The 16,906-nt window shown below is 72.0% G+C and carries 22 protein-coding genes; all 22 read right to left on the bottom strand.

Annotated elements, in window-relative coordinates; all coding sequences use genetic code 11:
• Positions 1–725 (bottom strand): SPDY domain-containing protein (locus tag ACZ6IM_RS30860; protein WP_469560938.1); only part of this gene is annotated, 725 nt, incomplete at its 3' end.
• Between the two features lie 2 nt (positions 726–727).
• The gene (locus ACZ6IM_RS30865; RefSeq protein WP_452673580.1) at positions 728–1,087 is read right to left on the bottom strand and encodes a hypothetical protein; all 360 of its coding nucleotides are present in this window, start codon (positions 1,085–1,087) and stop codon (positions 728–730) included.
• Between the two features lie 240 nt (positions 1,088–1,327).
• Entirely contained in the window at positions 1,328–2,149 is an 822-nt protein-coding gene (locus tag ACZ6IM_RS30870) for an SPDY domain-containing protein (RefSeq protein WP_452673579.1), read from the bottom strand.
• Positions 2,140–2,493 (bottom strand): hypothetical protein, encoded by a 354-nt coding sequence (locus tag ACZ6IM_RS30875; protein ID WP_052836949.1) that lies wholly within the window; start codon positions 2,491–2,493, stop codon positions 2,140–2,142. Before ACZ6IM_RS30875 ends, ACZ6IM_RS30870 begins: the two co-directional genes overlap by 10 nt.
• A 26-nt stretch (positions 2,494–2,519) precedes the next feature.
• Positions 2,520–3,323, bottom strand: coding sequence for an SPDY domain-containing protein (locus tag ACZ6IM_RS30880; RefSeq protein ID WP_469560943.1), 804 nt, complete (start codon positions 3,321–3,323; stop codon positions 2,520–2,522).
• Positions 3,320–3,703 carry a hypothetical protein gene (locus ACZ6IM_RS30885; RefSeq protein WP_052836952.1) on the bottom strand — a complete coding sequence of 128 codons (384 nt, stop codon included), beginning with the start codon at positions 3,701–3,703 and terminating at the stop codon, positions 3,320–3,322. Before ACZ6IM_RS30885 ends, ACZ6IM_RS30880 begins: the two co-directional genes overlap by 4 nt.
• Positions 3,704–3,979: 276 nt before the next feature.
• Positions 3,980–4,387 carry a hypothetical protein gene (locus ACZ6IM_RS30890; protein WP_469560946.1) on the bottom strand — a complete coding sequence of 136 codons (408 nt, stop codon included), beginning with the start codon at positions 4,385–4,387 and terminating at the stop codon, positions 3,980–3,982.
• A gap of 17 nt (positions 4,388–4,404) precedes the next feature.
• The gene (locus tag ACZ6IM_RS30895; RefSeq protein ID WP_469560949.1) at positions 4,405–4,989 is read right to left on the bottom strand and encodes a hypothetical protein; all 585 of its coding nucleotides are present in this window, start codon (positions 4,987–4,989) and stop codon (positions 4,405–4,407) included.
• Positions 4,990–5,059: 70 nt separating this feature from the next.
• Positions 5,060–5,818 (bottom strand): hypothetical protein, encoded by a 759-nt coding sequence (locus tag ACZ6IM_RS30900; RefSeq protein WP_469560952.1) that lies wholly within the window; start codon positions 5,816–5,818, stop codon positions 5,060–5,062.
• A 26-nt stretch (positions 5,819–5,844) separates the two neighbouring features.
• Positions 5,845–6,549, bottom strand: a complete 705-nt coding sequence (locus ACZ6IM_RS30905) for a hypothetical protein (protein WP_469560955.1) — start codon at positions 6,547–6,549, stop codon at positions 5,845–5,847.
• 13 nt (positions 6,550–6,562) lie between these two features.
• Positions 6,563–7,411 carry a relaxase/mobilization nuclease gene (locus ACZ6IM_RS30910; RefSeq protein ID WP_469560958.1) on the bottom strand — a complete coding sequence of 283 codons (849 nt, stop codon included), beginning with the start codon at positions 7,409–7,411 and terminating at the stop codon, positions 6,563–6,565.
• Positions 7,408–7,935: a hypothetical protein gene (locus tag ACZ6IM_RS30915; protein WP_469560961.1), complete on the bottom strand. Its 528-nt coding sequence runs from the start codon at positions 7,933–7,935 to the stop codon at positions 7,408–7,410. The genes ACZ6IM_RS30910 and ACZ6IM_RS30915 overlap by 4 nt, the downstream gene beginning before the upstream one ends.
• Before the next feature lie 257 nt (positions 7,936–8,192).
• Positions 8,193–8,630 carry a hypothetical protein gene (locus tag ACZ6IM_RS30920; RefSeq protein WP_054100345.1) on the bottom strand — a complete coding sequence of 146 codons (438 nt, stop codon included), beginning with the start codon at positions 8,628–8,630 and terminating at the stop codon, positions 8,193–8,195.
• 100 nt (positions 8,631–8,730) lie between these two features.
• Positions 8,731–9,204, bottom strand: coding sequence for a hypothetical protein (locus ACZ6IM_RS30925; protein ID WP_469560964.1), 474 nt, complete (start codon positions 9,202–9,204; stop codon positions 8,731–8,733).
• Positions 9,205–9,394: 190 nt separating this feature from the next.
• The gene (locus ACZ6IM_RS30930) at positions 9,395–11,185 is read right to left on the bottom strand and encodes a hypothetical protein (protein ID WP_469560967.1); all 1,791 of its coding nucleotides are present in this window, start codon (positions 11,183–11,185) and stop codon (positions 9,395–9,397) included.
• Positions 11,182–12,324, bottom strand: coding sequence for an AAA family ATPase (locus ACZ6IM_RS30935; RefSeq protein ID WP_196421444.1), 1,143 nt, complete (start codon positions 12,322–12,324; stop codon positions 11,182–11,184). The genes ACZ6IM_RS30930 and ACZ6IM_RS30935 overlap by 4 nt, the downstream gene beginning before the upstream one ends.
• A gap of 191 nt (positions 12,325–12,515) precedes the next feature.
• Positions 12,516–12,737: a hypothetical protein gene (locus ACZ6IM_RS30940; protein WP_114873041.1), complete on the bottom strand. Its 222-nt coding sequence runs from the start codon at positions 12,735–12,737 to the stop codon at positions 12,516–12,518.
• A 37-nt stretch (positions 12,738–12,774) separates the two neighbouring features.
• Positions 12,775–13,965, bottom strand: coding sequence for a hypothetical protein (locus ACZ6IM_RS30945; protein ID WP_469560970.1), 1,191 nt, complete (start codon positions 13,963–13,965; stop codon positions 12,775–12,777).
• On the bottom strand, positions 13,962–14,420 hold the full coding sequence (locus tag ACZ6IM_RS30950) for a hypothetical protein (RefSeq protein ID WP_061441596.1): 459 nt from the start codon (positions 14,418–14,420) through the stop codon (positions 13,962–13,964). The genes ACZ6IM_RS30945 and ACZ6IM_RS30950 overlap by 4 nt, the downstream gene beginning before the upstream one ends.
• A gap of 36 nt (positions 14,421–14,456) precedes the next feature.
• On the bottom strand, positions 14,457–15,563 hold the full coding sequence (locus tag ACZ6IM_RS30955) for a hypothetical protein (RefSeq protein WP_469560973.1): 1,107 nt from the start codon (positions 15,561–15,563) through the stop codon (positions 14,457–14,459).
• Positions 15,556–16,299 (bottom strand): glycosyltransferase, encoded by a 744-nt coding sequence (locus tag ACZ6IM_RS30960; protein WP_406723320.1) that lies wholly within the window; start codon positions 16,297–16,299, stop codon positions 15,556–15,558. Before ACZ6IM_RS30960 ends, ACZ6IM_RS30955 begins: the two co-directional genes overlap by 8 nt.
• A gap of 43 nt (positions 16,300–16,342) precedes the next feature.
• Positions 16,343–16,852: a hypothetical protein gene (locus ACZ6IM_RS30965; protein WP_165684259.1), complete on the bottom strand. Its 510-nt coding sequence runs from the start codon at positions 16,850–16,852 to the stop codon at positions 16,343–16,345.
• Between the last annotated feature and the right edge of the window lie 54 nt (positions 16,853–16,906).

Below are 16,906 nucleotides of genomic sequence, written 5' to 3' on the forward strand. Positions count from 1 at the left end.
GTCGTCGGCGGGCCGGATCGGCGTACGGCGAGGGAGCGGATGCGTTCTTCCAGGGCGCCGGCGACCTGCGTGGCCGCTACTTCCCGGTGCGAGCGGGTGATGAAGTCCGGGCTGCGAGTTGGGAGGCTGGAGGGGCTGGCGGTGCGCGGCACCGGTCGGGGGTCGGTGAGCGCGGTGGTGAACGCGGTGATCAGGTGGGGTGGGGTGTGCTCGCTGAAGTGGGCTTGCCACAGCAGAGTCCGGAAGTCGCGGAGGGCGGTGTCGACCCACCAGGCCCTGGTTGTCTCGTCGGCCTCGACGCGGACGGTGCCGTCGGGTGAGGCGAGCCGGTGGTGGTTGTAGGCCGGAATCCAGCCTGCTTTGAGAAGCGGCTCTTGCGGATCCCAGTTGTCTGCTGGATCGGCCGTGGGATCGGTCAGCGCATCGGTGAACGTCGCGATCATTTCTACGGGGGTGCGGGCATCGAAGCTGGCGAACCAGGCGGGCCGGTCCGGCGCGGGGGCGTGCTGCAGAGTCCACCACCGTCCGGCGGGGTCGGGCTCCAGCCGCAGGAGGGCCTTCTGGTCGGGGCTGGAAAGCAGCACGCGGGGCATCAGGGGGTCGTGACCGTAGCTCCAGCCACAGGCACGGTGGAGAGGGACGGTGACCCAGGCGGGGTCACCGCCGCCGGCCAGGTGGCGCGGGGCGATGTAGTCGATGTCGACGTTGGCGGGGCGGTCGGGCATGGTCACCGTCCCCTCGCGCCGTGTCCGCTGCGCCGGGACGTCAGGGCGGGAAGCTGCGGGCGCTTCGGCCGGGACGGTGCTCGGCGTGCGGCGGCCTGGATGTCGAGGACGACGCGGCCGTGGCAGGCCCAGTCGTCCAGGTAGCTCCAGCACTCCGCGTGATGCTCGTCCAGCGCGTCGACATACGCTGCGCTGCCCGGCCCGGTGCCCTCGGGGAGCTGGGCCCTGGTCTCTTGCCACCGGGCGTCCAGGGCGTCGAGGTGGCTCAGTGCCTCCTCCAGGATGGTCAGCTGCCCGGGCCAGGTGGCCCGCGTGAGGTGTGCGGGCAGGTGCTGGAGCTGGAGCCGGGCGGTGGCCAGCAATTGGCGGGCACCGGGGCGGATACTGACGAACGCTGCGGCGGTGTCTGCGTCCCGGATGGCGGCCCGGCGGCCGTAGGCGTCCTGGTCGAAGGGCCAGCCGTCCAGGTCCGTGTTGAACTCGGTGAAGGCGTCCCAGGACGCCAGGATCCGTTCACTGTGGCGCAGGTAGCGGTTGAGGCGCCGCAGAGAGGTGCGGCGGCCGTGGTTCGTGGTGCGGGAGATGAGAGCATCCTTTTAAGGTCAGCGGCGGGCGGCCGGCTGGACGGCGGTCGTGGGCGCCGGGGGTGTCGCGGGGGCGGTCTGCTGACGGCGCACGGCGCGGGCCTGTGCGCGGATCGTCTTCACCCGGGCGGTGTGCGCGTCGACTACCTGCTGCGGGCGCAGCGGGCTCGGCTCTTTGACGGCGCTGTAGTGGGCGGTGCGGTCGAACATGCCGCGCTGCAGCGGACTCTGGTCGGCCAGCGCGCCCAGGAAGGCACCGGCGAGGCGATCGGGAACGTGCTCGTCGAGGAAGGCATGCCAGATCCGCGGGCCCGGGGATGATTCGTCGCTGCTTGTCCTGACCTCGATGTGCCAGGACGGCTGTTCATGGAACTCACTCATGGGGCGGTGTTCGATCCGGCACAGCGAGTCCGGAGAGAACGCTCTCCCGGCATCCTCGTACTGCCAGCCTGCGCTGGTCACGGGCTGCCAGGGGTCCGGTTGCGATGAGGGCGGTGTGATGAGGGCGTCGGTGAGGCCGGCGAGGACCTCGGCCGGCACGAGTTCACCGAACTCGGCGTACCAGCCATGGTCGCCGGCGCCGGGGGCGGCCCGCAGCCGCCACCAGGCGGAGGTGGCGGACTGCGGGTCGAACTGCAGGCGGTAGCGGTGATCGGGGCTGGCCATCACGATCTCGGCGCTGAGCGGGTCGGAGACCGTGGCCCATCCGGCCGCGGCCAGGCCGTGGGTGACGTGACGGGCGTCGCCCGGACCGGCAAGGTGGCGAGGGCTGGTGTCGAAGGGGATCTGCCCGGCCTGCTTGTCGGCGAAGGCGTCGAGCTGGCGCTCGCTCAACGGCACCGGCTGCACCCCTGCTCGCTCTCGGCGTCGTCGTGCAGCGCACGCAGCTCGTCCAGGACGTAGTGGAGGGTGTGCTGGTCGGTCTGCTCCCAGGCGGCGGAGCGCAGCTCGGCGATCAGGACGTTGACGTGCGCGGTGCGTGGGATGGCCTGGTGTTCCTGGATGGTGCGGGCGAGGGCACGCAGGGTGTCGGCGAGCTGGACGGGCAGGCCCGTGTACTCGTCGAGGAGCGGCTCGACGAGGGCGAGGGCTTCGGCGGGGTCGGGATTCTCGCGCAGATACTCGGTGACGTCCGACAGCGTTTCGGTCAGGGTGCGAAGGGTTTCCGGGGTGAGGGCGGGCATCGGGCTCCTTGAGACGGGGATTCAGGTCAGCGGCGGGTCCGGGCACCGCCGGACGGGGTATAGGGGCGGGCGGTGGTGCGGGGCCGGGCGCTTCGGGCGCTGCTGCGGGCCCAGGTGGCGGCGCGGGCAGCTGTGATCCGGGCCTGTTGCCACGCGCTGAGCTGGGAGGGTTTGACGGAGACCGACCAGGTCCGGATCTGTGTGCTGTGCGGGACACGTCCGCGTGGGCGCATCACGGGGTCCGGGCCGGCAAGTTCGGCTGAGAAGGCTTGGATCAGGTGCATCGGCGTGCTCGGCGTGAAGTTGGCCGTCCAGCCGTTGCCCTGCTTGTCCTGTGCTCCGGTCCACCACATCGCCGAGCCATCGGCGCCCTGGTGGTAATGCATCCACGCGGTGCCGTCGGGGCTGGTCGCCATATAGTCCCGGCCCTCGAACCGCGTGTGCCAGTTCTGCTCCTGCAGAGGTGCCCAGACGTTGGGGGCGTGTGCGGAGCGGGGGCGGGTGAGGGCGTCGGTCAGACCGGCAACGATCTCCACCGGAGTCTGCCGACCCAGGTGCGCGGACCACTCGGCGTTCGCCCCGTTTGCCCGGCCGTGGATGGTCCATCCACCGGGGAGGACGTAGGGGTCGTAGGCGACGCGGACGGTGCGGTCCGGGCTCTCCATGAGCAGCGGGCCGTCCTTCTTGGACTTGTCCCGCCAGCCCGAGGCGCGCAGGAACTCCGAGACGTGCCGGACGTCGCCGCCGCCGGCCAGGGCACGGGGCTGGACGAGGTAGTGCTGCTCGACTTGCTCGTCCGGCCCCCAGCCCTGCCACTGCTTATTCTTCACCGGCGCCGCCGTACGACGAGCGGGGCAGGAGCCGGAGGCTTCGCCGCGCTGGTGGCCGGTCGGGTGCCGAGGTGCTGGAGGAGGTCCTGGTGCTCGTCCAGGTCCAGGCTGATGTCGTGCAGTTCGTTGGCGGCACGGCCCAAGGCGAGCCATACCTCCGCTGGCAGGGCGCCTCGTTCCGCCTCGCTCTTGGCGAAGTGGCTGCCGGTGATGACGAGGTGAGTGACGCCGCCGAGGACTCCGTTGTCCGGGTCGAGGACGCGTGCGATGACCTGCGCTGCCTGGGGCGGGGGAAGCTGAGAGAGGTGGTCGGAGAGCTGGCCGAGCTGGCGGGTGATCTCGTCGGCCAGTCTCACCGGGTAGGGGGCGGGGTGGGACATGCTCCTCCGGGTGCGTGGACGTTCAGTGGTGGTGGCGCTGCCCGACGCGTTGCGCCTCGGTGGGGACGGCGTCCGGGTGGGCGCCGGCCAGTGGGGAGGCGCGGTCGGGGCCGGTCGTGATGCAGGCGCGTAGATAGCGGCGGAACAGGGCGGTTGCGAGCCGGGGTTTGAGCCGATGGCTGATCGGTGCGGGTGTGCGTTCTGCTACGGGTTTCTCCGTGGAGTTGGGCGGCGGGGAGGTGGGCGGCCCCGGCGTGGTGCCGGGGCCGCCCGGGCTCACGGGGTGCGGCGGGCCGGTGCGGGGCGCGAGGGGGAACTGGCGGGCGCCGGTTGCTGCGGGGCAGGGCGGGCCGCGCGCGCCCGGAGACGGTGCACGGCCTGCTGGTAGAGGGCCTCGTCGAAGACCTCGGGGTCGCAGTTGACCGTGTATCCGGCCAGGAGCAGGGCGGGGATGGCGCGGTTCGCCAGGCGTTTCTGCTCCTCGGCACCGAGGTGATCGGGCACGGTGTGCCGGATGTAGAGCGGCTCGCCTGTGGGGTATTCGTGGCGTTCGAGGCCGAGCTGTTCCAGCAGGTCGTGGAGGCCGGCGGGGGCGCCGGTGGGGGTGTCGGCGTGGATGGTGGTTGTCAGGGCCTTGATGTAGATCTCTACGTCTGTGCCGTACTCGTCGGCCAGATTGGCCATACGTTTCTTCTCCGGGGTCAGCGGCGGCGGGAAACCGGGGACTGTGCACGGCCCGCTGCCGGTGTCGGGGCCGGTGCGGTCGCTGGCCGCTGCGCCGGGCGGGCGGCGTGGTTGCGGGCGTGCAGGATGACGCGGGCGGCTTCGCTCAGGGAGTTGGCGGTGCTACCGAGCCGTGCGATGGGCTCGGGTTCCTCGCCGGGCGCGGCGCCGTGGAGATCACTGGCGGCGATCCAGGCGCGGACGATCACTTCTCTGGTCAGGGGCAGCAGCCCGTGCACGGGGGCCGCGACCTCGGTCAGGACTTCGGCCACCTCGCTGCTGGTCTCGGCGGCCGAGGCCCGCTCGGCGAGTTGGGTGAGGTAGCGCAGGGCTGCGTCACGGTCGCCGTCGGGGGCGGCCAGCATGTTCAGGGTGGGGTCGAGGTGGACGCTGTGGCCGGCGGCGAGCAGGGCGTGCGAGGCGGTGGTCGCCTTCAGGCGCTGCTGCTCGATGGGCAGGCCGTGCGGAAGACGGTGGTAGTCCCCGCGGGGTCCGGGAGAGGTGAGGAAGCCGCCGGCCCGCTGGAGGATGTCTGCTGCTTGCTCGGTGCCGCCGATGGCCACGACCAGACCGGTGCGGGGGCCTTGGTGATGGTGACGTACTCCAGGACCCAGAAGTCGGGCTCCGTCTGGTTCATCGCGTCCTGGCGGTGGGTGTGCGGGCGCCGGCGGGGGCCGGCGGCATGGAGGCCGGGGCGGAGGTGGGCGCGTGGCGTCCGGAGGGGTGCTGGAGGGCGGTGCCGATGCCGAGCGCGTCGAGCTGCGGGCCGATCTCGCGCAGCGCGCGGGCCTGGGCCTGGGTGTCGTCGCCACTCAGGCGGTAGATGCCGCTGTGCGGGTCCTGGATGAAGCCGTGGGCGGCGAGGATGGTGCCGGCCCGGTCGTCGGCGGGGGCGGTGGCGACGCTGCCGTCCGGCTGCCAGGTCAGGACGACCCGGTCCGGCTGGGAGGGCTGGATGCCGTTTAGGGCGTTGTGCCGGACCTGGGCGAGCGCACGGTCGTAGCGGACGAGGAGATCGCCGGCGACCTGCTCGGTGCCGAGGAACGGGTCGTCGGTCAGGGCGATGCCGTTGGGCTCGGGGACGCCGCGGTACGCCTCGTCCGGCAGGGCGTGCGGGGCGACGGCGGCGAGGAGGAAGCCGTCGCGTTCGTCGTGCCGGTCGATCAGGACGAGCTGGGCGCCGTCGGGGCGGCTGAGGACGGCTGCCTGCTGCAGGGGGCGTTCGGCCAGGGAGGCGGCGACCAGGTCCAGGTCCCAGATGCGGTCGGTGAGTTCGGCGAGGTCGTCCTTGGCGTCGCCCGTCAGGTGGGTGCTGGTCCAGGTGTCGGGGAGTTCGCTGGCGAGGACGTCGGCGTAAGAGGCAAGGCGCTCGGAGTTGACATGGTCGTGCATGGTGTCCTTGGGCAGTTGCAGGGGCGTTAGCGGCGCAGGTGGGTGGCACCGACGGGTGGCGGTGCCGGGGCTGGCAGGGCACGCGGCGGGGGCGGGCAGGCGCACACCGCGGAGCGTTCGGGCTCATGGTCGGGAACCTGCTCTGTGCAGGCGCGGCGGCCGGGGTGAGGGGCGTGCCGGTCGGCCAGCCGTCCGCGGGTGTGCGCGAGGTCGGAGCGGATGACGCGGACGTATGCGTCGGCGAGGTAGCGCAGGCGCCCGGCGGTGTACGGATCGCTCGCGTCGCCGAGCCCGTCGAAGAACTCCGCCAGGGCGCCGAGGGTTTCCTCGAACCCGGCGAGGATGCCGTCGTGGGGCGCGGTGAGTTCGGTGAGGACGTCGGCTGCCTCGGCGGTGTCGGTGGCCTCGCGGAGACGTTCTGCGAGGTGGGAGACCGAGGCGCCGAGCGTGGGATAGGCCGCGGGGCGGGCTTCGGTGTCGAAGCGCTCGTCGCAGCCGACGTGGTACCCGACAGCCCGAAGGCGCCCTACGGCATCGATGGCGAGACGGGACTCCTCGTCCTCGGTCAGGCCGGCGGGGGCGCGGTGGTAGCTCTCGTGGAGGCGGACGACAGCGACGAATCCCGCTCGCTGGAGAATGCTGTGCGCCTCAGCGTCGCCCCCGCGGGCGAGGAGTTCGCCGGAGTGCGGGTCACGGCGGATGTCCAGCAAGCGGCCGGTGGTGCGGGGCAAAGAGACGTTTCTCCTACAAAGATCGGTGGGCGGTGCGCCGGGCCGCGGCCGGTGCAGCGACGGCCCGACGCTGGGCCAGATGGGCCGCAGTGGCGTCCAGGTCCTGCTGAATCGCATGAAGGCGGCGGGCGATCAGCTCCAGACGGTGCGCCGTGTCCGTGCCGGCAGCCCCCGGTTGCCGGGCGATCCGGTACGCGGTGTGCTCGACCAGTCCGCGGACCGTGGCCAGCGGGCCGGCCTGTTCGTCGGCGAGCTGCGCGAGGACGCCCGCGAGCTGCGCCGATGCGGTCGGGACCGTACGGGCAGCGGACCACTGCGTGGTGCCGGTGCGGACGGGGATCAGCTGCAGGTCCTGCTCGATGCGGCGTGCTTCGTCCGCAAGCCGTCGCAGGATGTCGGCGGGAGGGGTGCGCCAGGTGCCGTCGAGGTGGATCAGGTTGGCGATCAGATCCAGACGTCCGGGCTGGCCCTGGACAGCGATCCACCGCCAGCCGTGCTCTGCGGCGCCGGGTACCTCGATACCGGCGGCCCGGGCGAACCGGTGGGCGGTTTCGGACCACTCGGGGCCGGTCAGCTCCCGGTCGTCCGGATGGAGCCGGACGTCGAGATGGAGGATCGCGTGCCGGTCGTCGTCCGGGCTGGCAGCGAACGGGTGTTCCATGTAGGGATCTTCGAGGTGCTCGGCCCACTCAACGGACGTCCAGGTCTTCTGCTCGTCGTCCGGGGTGTAGTAGTCCAGGCCCGGCCAGTGGGCGACCACGGTGTACTCCGTCAGGCCCTCGTTCGGGGAGAGGGGCCGCCCGAGCGCCTCGGCCAGCGGTTCGCGCGGCGAGTGGGCCCTTGGGTGCAGGCGGGGGATCATGACGGCGCCCCGCTCGACGCGCGGGTGGGTGACCGGTGCTGATGAAGGTCGCGGGCTGCACAGAGCAGCGAGCGCTCGCGGACCAGGTCGGCGTGGACCGAGATGTCTCCTGGCGGAAGACAGTCGATCGCCCTGTCGATGGCGCTCAGCCCCTCGTCGTACCGGCCCAGCCGGCGCAGGGCACCCGCCGTGCGGAAGAGGACGATCGGGTCGGTGCCGGTGGCGAGGGCGGGCCGCAAGCTGAGGGCCAGGAGACGCTCCGCACCCTCGTCCAGGTCCTGGCCGAGCCACAGTCCGTGCAGCAGGACGTGCAGGGTCTTGGGGTGCTCCTCGGCCGTGGCGAGGACTTCGTCCATGACCATCAGGCCCTCGGGGCGGGACTGGCCAAGCAGCGCGAAGGCGTACAGGGCGCGGGTGTAGCAGTCCGGCGGCTGACGCGCGGTCTGCGCGAGCTGTTCGACGAGGCGCTGGAGGGTGGGGCAGCGGAAGTCGAACCGCAGGGCGCTCAGGTACAGGTGTGCCAAGGTGCGGGTGGTGATCGGATCACGGTGCGTCGCGAGGACATCCTCCGGGGACAGCAGGCCCAAGACGCTGCGGCCGGCTGACCGTGCCGCCCAGGCGGCATCCGCGCACACCTCGGCTGAGGTTTTCCAATCGGCCCGGATGCCGTGGAGGTCTTCGGCCAGGCGCAGCGGCCAGGAAGAATCATCCGCAGTTGCGGTGGCTCGGGCCCTGGCCTTGCGGAGCGCAGCGGCACGGTCGGGGCGGTTCGTGGGGGGAGTCACCGGCCGCCCCTGGCGTCTGCGGTGTGCACGAGCTGGCCCAGAGCGGTGGTGGTGTACCAGCCGCAGTCGATCAGCTCGTCGCGGCCGGCGAACCTCGTAAGGAGGGCGTCTTCCATGGCCCGCAGGTAGATCAGGCAGTCCGGGCAGCGGCGCGAGAGGTGCACGAGGTAGCGGGGGTGAGCGGTGACGTAGGACTGGGCACCGCCGGTGGGATCACGCAGTCGCCATCCGTCCTCGTCGGTGGGGGTGTGCCAGGAGGGGGCGACGATGCGCATGGAGTCTCCCCACAGTTCTCCGCCGGCCACACCCTTGAGAACGACGACGGTGTCCCCGGTCTGAAAATGGGCGTGGGTGATATCTCGTGTGGGAGTGAGCGGGTCGGGGGTGAGGGCGGTGACGGGGGTGGGTTGATGGTCCCAGGACGGAGGGAGCACGCGGTTCCTTCCACGCGATGGCTGGCGGGGTGGGAGCATCAATAGTCCGGAGGAACGCCGGTTTGGCTAACCGGCGTTTCCCGGCTATGTTGCCCCGCCGTCAGCGGAACGGGTTCTCCGTCCCGCGGTCCGCCTCGGTGGCTGCGTCGAGGAGTTCGAGCAGGTCAGTACCTTCGGAGTCGCGCTGGTCGATCCACCATCCGGCACGGGTTATGGAGCGGGCCTTCTCCTCCAGCTCCGCCCAGTCCGCCTCGTCCCAACTGCCCTCGACGACCAGGGCGGTGTGCGCGGCCATCATCAGCTGATGGCGGGAGCGCTCACCCCAGTGCAGGGCCTTGGCCGGGCCCTCCAGCTGCGGCATGTCGAACTGCTTGGCCCAGGTGGCGGCTGCCTCCTGCTCCTCGGCGCGCTTCTCCGCGAGCCACTTCTCCTTGGACGCGGAGTCGGCGTCGCGCGCCGCCTTCCAGCAGTCGGTGCAGTCCTTCGACGCGAGCCAACGGGCGAAGCCGGCCCGCTTGTCGGCGGGGCGGTTGGACAGGTCGTGATCTACCCGGTGGGAGCAGGCGTGCTCCACGGTCCAGTGCGTACTTACCCCCGGGGAATTCCGTTTGATGGGCGTTACGTTCGAGGTCGGGCTGCTGGTCTGGGGCTTCAAATCGAGTGCCTTTCGTTGACGGTTGGGGTTGCACGAGTCATGCGACGGACGGGGGTGGTCTGGAGTGCTTGGCGGTGGTCTCGGGGACGCTTCCGCCTTCTGCGTCGTCTCAGCGGGTCCTGCGGATGGCGTCTGTGGCCGCCTTGGCGATGGCGGCGGGAGCGCTGGAGGGCTGGGGCAGGTGCAGCAAGGTGGTCCCCGGCAAGTGGCGGGATTCCGCGGTGAGGGTGAGCTGGAGTACGGCGCAGCCGGCGGTCGTGAGCTGCTTGACGCGGGTGACGGCTTGAGCGGTTTCGTCGCTGCCGTAGTGGGCGTCGGTGACGATCACGAGGAGGCGGCCGGCGCCGGGGCGGCTGAGTTCGAGGCCGTGGTCGAGTGCGTCGATGGCGTTGGCGAGGTTGTGGTGGCCGCCGGTGGCATCGAACGTCGTCACGCGCTCTGGTGCTCGGTGGGTGGGTCGGGTCAGTGCGGTCAGGTGCCTGTCGTAGGCGATGGTGGCGGTACGGGAGTCGGGGTCGGTCAGGGCTGCTGCGCGTGCCACGATCCAGGCAGCGGACGCGACGGGCTTGCAGGCGGCACGCATGGAGCCGGAGACGTCGACGGCGATCCCCACACGCAGTGGTGGGGTGGGGGAGTTCCTGCGGCGGGTGTGGGTGAACGGTTCCGCTGTGGGGACCGACCCGGCCGCGCGCTGAGCGTCGCGGGCGAGGGCCGCGCGCATGTTGAGGCGGCCGGGCGGGGTGGGCCTGGTGGTCCGCTCCTCGGTCCGCTCGCGGTAGGCGGCGGCACGCAGGGCGCGGCTCAGGCGCGCGGCGGCACTCTGCTCGGCGGCGGTGGGCCTGCGGGTGCCGGTGACGGGGTTGCCGGAGGGTGCCGGTGTGCCGTCGGGGTTGACGGTGGTGCTACGGGCGTTGAAGACCGACTTGGCGGTGGCGGCGGCTTTGCGTCGCTGGCGGGCTCGCTGGGCGCGGTCCTGAGCCTGCGCCTTGGAGCGCGACGCCATGGCGTTGGCCGCTGCGTCCTGTGCCGCGAGGTCGGCCGCGTCGGTGGCTGCCGCGTGGTCCATGACGACCTTCACGGCGCCGGTCAGCAGATCGGAGAGGCCCTCCGGCACGGGCAGGGCGGGGGCCGCGGCGTCCAGAGCGTCGCACCATTGTTGACCGTGCGCGAGCATGGTCGTGGCGTCGTAGTCGGCGCACTGGTGAGCTGCGGTCCAGATGCGGGTGAGGGTGGTCAGCAGGTTTGCGCCCAGCACCTTTTCGCACAGATCGGCGACAGCCCGGGTCTCGCTGGCGTCCAGGATGCCGACGTCACGGCGGCCGAGGATCAGGGCTGCCGCGGCGGCGGCCTGCTCGATGCCCTGGAGGGTGGGGTGGGCGATGTCGGGCATGACCAGGGTTCGGGCGCTGGTGCGCAGGTACGTGCGGTCCGTGGGCCGCGTGATCAGGTGCGCGCCTTCGACGCGGCTCTCCTCCAGCAGGAGCGCGGCCTCGACGACGCGGGGGTTGGCTCCGGCAGGCTGTGTCCAGACGGAGTGGGCCGCGTGCGCGGCCTCGTGGACGAACACTCCCCAGGCGGCGGGATACCGCTCCTCGTCGCCCACGATCCGCGGATGGATCTCGTGGGGCTTAAGCGGGGCGAACAGACGGGCGTCGAACTCGACCTCTCCCAGCGTGGGGAAGTAGGCGGCCGGTGCGCCGCTGCGCGTGCCGGGGCGGCAGGTGACGAGGAGGTCCTGGCGGCCGGAGAGGGCGACGAGCCGGTCGCCGAGTTCGGCTCCCACGCGCAGCCACGCGGCCGGTGAGGAGCGGGGTTGCGCGGGCGGGGCGCCGTCGTCGTCCCAGCGCGCGAGGTCGGCGTCGTCTTCCGGCGTGGACTGGATGTGGTGGTGGGCGCTCATCGCGGGCGGCCCCGGTGTGCGGAGCCGGTGCTGCTCGGGGGCTGCCGGGCGGCTGAGGCGGGGAGCTGCTTGCCGAGGGTGAGAGGTGCGATCTTCTTGATGCCGACCGCCTTCGTGACGGCGTCGGCGACGGCGTCGCGATCCTCCACAGGAGCGATGCCGACGAGGTTCGCGAGCGCGGCTTTGGTGCCGAGGACGGCCTCGGTCTTCTGGTAGCTGAGCAGTTCTCGCAGTTGGGGGGCCCAGCCCAGCTCGCCGAGTTCGACCTGGTGGGCGAGGTGTCGGGCGACCCGGACCACCCGGGCATCGATTCTCAAGGCCAGGGCGAGGTCGTAGTCCGTGCCAATCTGGATCTGCACGCTGAACCGGCTCGCGAGCGCCTCCGTCAAGACCGCCCCGTGGACGCCGGGATTGTGGCCCGCCACCACGTAGAAGCCCGGCTCGGCCTTGATGGTCTCGCCCTTGTGGGCCTTGACCTGGATCTGCCTGCGCCCGTCCATCGCGGGATACAGCGCCGCCAGGACCTTCGGTGAGATCAGGGTGGCGTCGTCGATCAGCAGGGCGCGGCCCTCGGTCATCGCGGTGACCAGCGGACCGTACTGGAAGACGTAGGCTCCCGCGTCGTCCTGTGTGTACTCGCCGATCAGGTCGCCGACCGTGGTGTCGCCGTCACCGGCGACGGTGAGCAGGTCCGGGAACGCCGCCTCGACCAGACTCGTCTTGCCGGTGCCTGGAGGGCCGTAGAGCAGCACGGGCACGTCGGCGTCGCGCAAGCGGTTCAACGCTTCGACGTCGGGTAGATCGGCCAGCTCCCGGGGGTGGTAGAGCTGGCCCCCCGCGCGGCGGATCGGGCCGGTCTGCTTGGGCGCGGCGGCTGCGGTGTAGGTCGTACGGGTCGTGGCCGCCTGGGCGCGGGGAGAGTGGGTGCCCGGTGGGCTGATCACAGCCCTCTGCGCGGCTGCGGCGGTTTTCACGTTCGCGCGGAACTCCGGTTGTCCGGTCCCGCTTTGGTCGGCCTCGCCGCGTCGCACCAGGGTGAGGGCGGCGTTGCGGACGGCCCCGTGGGAGTGGCCCAGCTGCCTGGCCATATCCCCGATGGTGAACTTGTCCGCCGGCCGGTCGGCCAGCAGTCGGGCCACCTTGGCCCGTAGTTCGCCGCCCTTGGTGCGCGCTGGTCTGGTAGGCCCGGGTGTGGTCAAAACGAGAACCCTTCAACAGGTGCGGGTGGGGGCGGGGTGGGCGATGCGCTAAAGAGGCCGGCCGCTCTCGGAGGGGATCACGGGCTGTGCCGACATCGGCGACCGGACCAACTGGGGCGTACCGTCGGCGCTCACCGGCTGGCCGAGGGCTCGGTCCAGGGGCACGGGATGGCTGGCGATGAGCAGCTGGCTGGCTGGCGAGCAGGCCCGTTCGTGAGCTCGGTACCGGGTTCCGTCGCTCGGCAGGCGCAGCCGGGCGTTTCTTCGAAGCCGTCCTGGAGCAGGATCCGCCGGGCGGCGGCGTTGTAGCCGGTGGTGGTGATCTCGCCGGTGATGGCGTGCCGGATCGGCATGAACGGCTCTGCTGGTGCCTCGGGCAAAGTGGATCTCCTATCGGTGGCGGGCGGTCATGCTGGCGCGGGGCGGCGGCGCGGGCGGTGTGGTGTCCACGGCCGGGCGCGGGCGGGTGCGCAGCACGGGGATGCGGTGCGGGGGCAGGACGGCGACGGTCGCACCGAGGTCTTCGGCTGCCTCTTCGACTTCGCGAGTGAGGAACTCGATCTGCCGGCCCAGCGCTGAGAGGCGGGCGGCGATCTGGCGGCCCTGCACGGTCTCCAGGGCGGTGGCGAACTGGCTGCTCGTCTCCAGAAGTTCCTGCAGGCGGACCATCGGGCCGGCGGCGTAGCCCCGCTGGACAGCTCCCAGGAGAGCGTTCGAGGCGTCACCGGCACTGTGGCCTTCGACGACGTCGCGGATGAGGTCCTGCAGGGACAGCTCCGGGGCCGGTGCCGGGCGGTTAAAACGGGAGATGTCCGAGCGCAGCACGCCGGGCGGGACCGGAGCGGGCAGGGCCTTGCCCGCCTCGTACTCGTGGGCGAAATGCCCGATCACCTGCCAGCCCGGTACGCCCGGGTCGCCGCGCAGCGCGACCACTGTGGAGTCGTCGTCCTCGACCAGGTAAGCGAGGGTGATCGGCTGTCCGTCGGCGGCATACCACGACTCGGTCAGCTCCAGCGCGCCACGCGTCTGCGCGGCCCGGGCCCTGTCGGTCCACAGCTGCTGTTCCTCGTCGGTCAGCGGAGCCTTGTGGTGCTGGCCGTCGCGTTGGTCGGCGAGGTTGCTGGCGATCGGGCTGTGGTCCGCCCAGGCGGTGAGGTGCGGCCACAGGGCCGCGTGCTGAGCACGTTCGGCGGGGGAGCCGGGCGCGGCGGGCCGGTCGAGGGCTCGGCGGATTTCGGCGGCGGAGGATTCCAGGCCGTCCAGGACGGCCCGCCACCCGGTCAGGTGCCGGGCGGGCGGCAACTCGTCGAGCGCGAGTCGGGCGGCATCGAGGAGAGCCTCGGCGTGCGGGGCGAGGTGGGTGGCGTACGCCTCCACCGCCGCCTTGTCACGGTGGGCTCGTGCGGCTGCGGCGGCGTCTGCGTGGACGGTGCGGCCGTGGCGGTCGCGTGTCATGTCGAGGGCGGCATCGGTCTCGCAGTCGATGACGGCCATCCGCAGCCGGAAGTCGCCTGCCTTGCTGGCCAGTTCGGACGCCGTCGGCAAAGGACTGTCGGGGGCCGGGCTGTTCGTGGGTGTCATCGAGACCGCCCGTCGGCTGCGGCCGTCAGGTGGACGGTGGGAGCGTAGGTGGGCTTCGGCGGGATCGGCCGGGCCGACGGAGGGGAGGTGGTGGGCGGGGTGGAGCGCTGCGTCGTTCGGCCGGCGGCGGCCTGGGCGAGCCTGCTGCGGCGCTCCTGGAGCCCGTGGGGCCGGACAGGGCGCGGCGGACCGGCGGAGAGGGCCGGATTGAGGCGGATGTCGGCCTGCACGGTGTAACCGTGGCGGCGCAGGTCGTGGACGGCCTGGCGGGTGCGGCGGACTCCGTCGCGCTCGGGCTCGCTGAGGCGGTACAGCCCGGGTTCACCGGGAACGGGCTCGAACTGCTCGCGCTCCAGGAACCAGTGGGCGAGGTGCTGGGGAATCGAGGAAGTGAAGGAGGCGACGAAGCCGTGTTCCTTGTGGTCGCCGAAGGAGAAGTGGGTGCCGGGTTGCAAGGGGGCGAAAGTCTCCAGACTTGTCGGGGGGAACGGTCAGTGGCTGCGGTACGCCGGCCGGGCCGCAGCGAGGGGGCGGGCTGGGGCTGTGACGGGGAGGGCCGGGCGGCGGTGGGGTGCGCTCAGGCGGGCCTGGCGCAAGAACGCGTCGCCGTCGGTGAGCCACGTCTCGATCGCCGGCCACGCGCGTGCTCGGCGCTCCTGCTCCGGTACGGCATCACCGTGGACGATCTCGTCGAGCAGGGCTTCGGCATCGCTCACGGCGTCGGCCAGACGGGAGAGGGCTGAGGCGTCGTCGGGCCACGGGCTGGTCGCGGGCCGGCACCGGTCGAGCAGCGTCGGGGCGTGGTCGACGACGGTCAGGAAACGGCGCCAGGCGTGGTCGAGGAACAGCTCCGTCGAGGCGCCGAGGGCGGCGGCGCCCAGCGGGGTGGCGTCGCTGTAGCTGCCGGAGGCGTTCATGGCCTGCCAGGCGTCGTGCTCGGAGCGGATGTCCCCGAGCACGCCGGCGATGGCCGCCGTCTGGCGGGCATGGACGGCCTGCTCGTAGGCGGGAAGGTACCGGTCGGTGAGGGCCTGGGCGGCCCGCCCGGGAAACGGCGGCAGGACGATGCTGGGCGGAGCGTGGGGGTCGCCGTAGCCTCCTTCGAGCCCTTCCGGCGAGAAGGCGCCCACCAGGTAGCCGAGATGATGGCCGGGCCGCTCGACGAACAACAGTGTGGTGCCCTGCGCCGCGTCGGTGAGGACCGCGGCGTAAGGGATCCGCTCGCTCTGGACGGCGCGGCCGAGGTCGCCGCTGTCCCAGATCCACGGGACCAGGTCCTCCTGCCAGGCCGGGTGCGCATAGATCTCGACCGAGGCGTGCCACTGGCCGGGCAGCAGGCGCGCGTGGTCACGGGCGGCGTCGCCGATGTACCGCCGGCTGCTCGTGTGCACGCTGGCGCGGTGCCGCTTCGCGCACGTGACCAGATCGATCACGGTGGTCTGGGTGCCGTCCGCGGGCAGGTGCCAGACGCCGTCGTCGGCTCGCTGGAAGCCGCTCTCGGTGAGGGCGGTGTGCGCCCACGGATACTGCTCGCCCGAGGCGATGGCGACGATCCCCGACTCCCGGCTGTGCGACAGGATGATCTGCGCCTCAGCCACGGACCAGGTCCTCGCCACCGCGCAGGACGGCGCGCAGGCTGCGGCCGTACGCCCAGGCGTGCTCCCGGGCCGCCGCCTCCAGCTGGTCGTACCCGGCCTGGGCCGTCATCTGCCCGGGGTGCTTGCGGTAGCGGTACACAGGGACCGGCAGCAGGATTCCGGGTGCGAGCGTGGTGACGCCGAGGGCCGCGCAGTAGTCCTCGCCCTGGACGAGGCCTCCCATCGGCGCTGCGCGCACGAGGTCGGTGCGGGCGAGGATCGTGGTCGGCCCGATGGGGATCGTGTCCGTCGGCGTCTTCCAATAGGTCCACACGTCGCCGGCCTCGTGCCGGCCGGGCGGGGTCGGGCAGCGCCACAGACGGGTCGAGCCATCGGGGTGCTGGTCCTCGCTCCAGCCCGCGCACCAGCCGACTCCGGTGGATTCCAGGATGTCCAGCCGTACGGACATGGCGTCATCGGTGAACTGGTCGTCATCATCGGCCCAGTTGACGTAGGGGGTGCGCACGTGAGTGAGGGCCAGATTCCTGGCGCAGGCGGCGCCGACCGGCCGGGGCAGCGTCAGTGTGCGGATGCGGGAGTCCTGCGCGAGCGCGGTCGGCAGGCGCTCTGGTGTGGTGCCGTCGAGCGCGATCACGGCCTCCCACGGCACGGACTGCCGGGTGAGGCTGGCGTGCATGGCGGTCAGGTAGTCGAGGCGGTCGTCGCGCAGGCGGGTGGCGATGACGACCGTAATCAGGGGAGCGGGCAGGGAAGTCTCCGGCAATGAGGGGCGGTGCGGGTCAGCGGCGGGCAGCCGTGCGGGGCCCGGTCGGCGCTGCACCGGCAGCGGGCCGCGGTGGGCGCGCGGTGCGCGAGGTGGTGGGCGTCCGGCGTGTGGTGATGGCGGGCCAGTGCGCCGGGTGGTCGCTGAAGGGGGTGTTGGGGTCGGTGTCCCAGGCCACGAGGGGGCCCGTGCCTGTGTGAGCCATGCTGATCACTTCGATGCCCTGCGGATGCAGGATGTAGCCCCACGGCATGCCCAGGTCGCTGGCGGTGGTGTCGGTGACCGTCATACGCACCGGGGGCGAGCCGTCCGGAGTGATCAGGTGATCGAGGGTCCGGCTGGGCCAGTGTTCGCCGCCGGTCAGCGTGGCCACGAGCGTGGGCGGGGCGTCGTCGAGGAGATCGGTGCCGAGTTCGTCCCAGCCGACGGCGATGTCGTCGATGAGGTGCTGGGCCATGGCCTCGACGTCGCGTCCGAACTTGTACTGGTAGGCGGCCAGGAGGAGCGGGAGGTGGTTGCTGGGCACGCCGTCGAGCTGGACGTGGATGCCGCTGTACCCCGTGCCGGGGGTGGGGCGGGC

Source organism: Streptomyces sp. NPDC042336 (assembly GCF_055581985.1).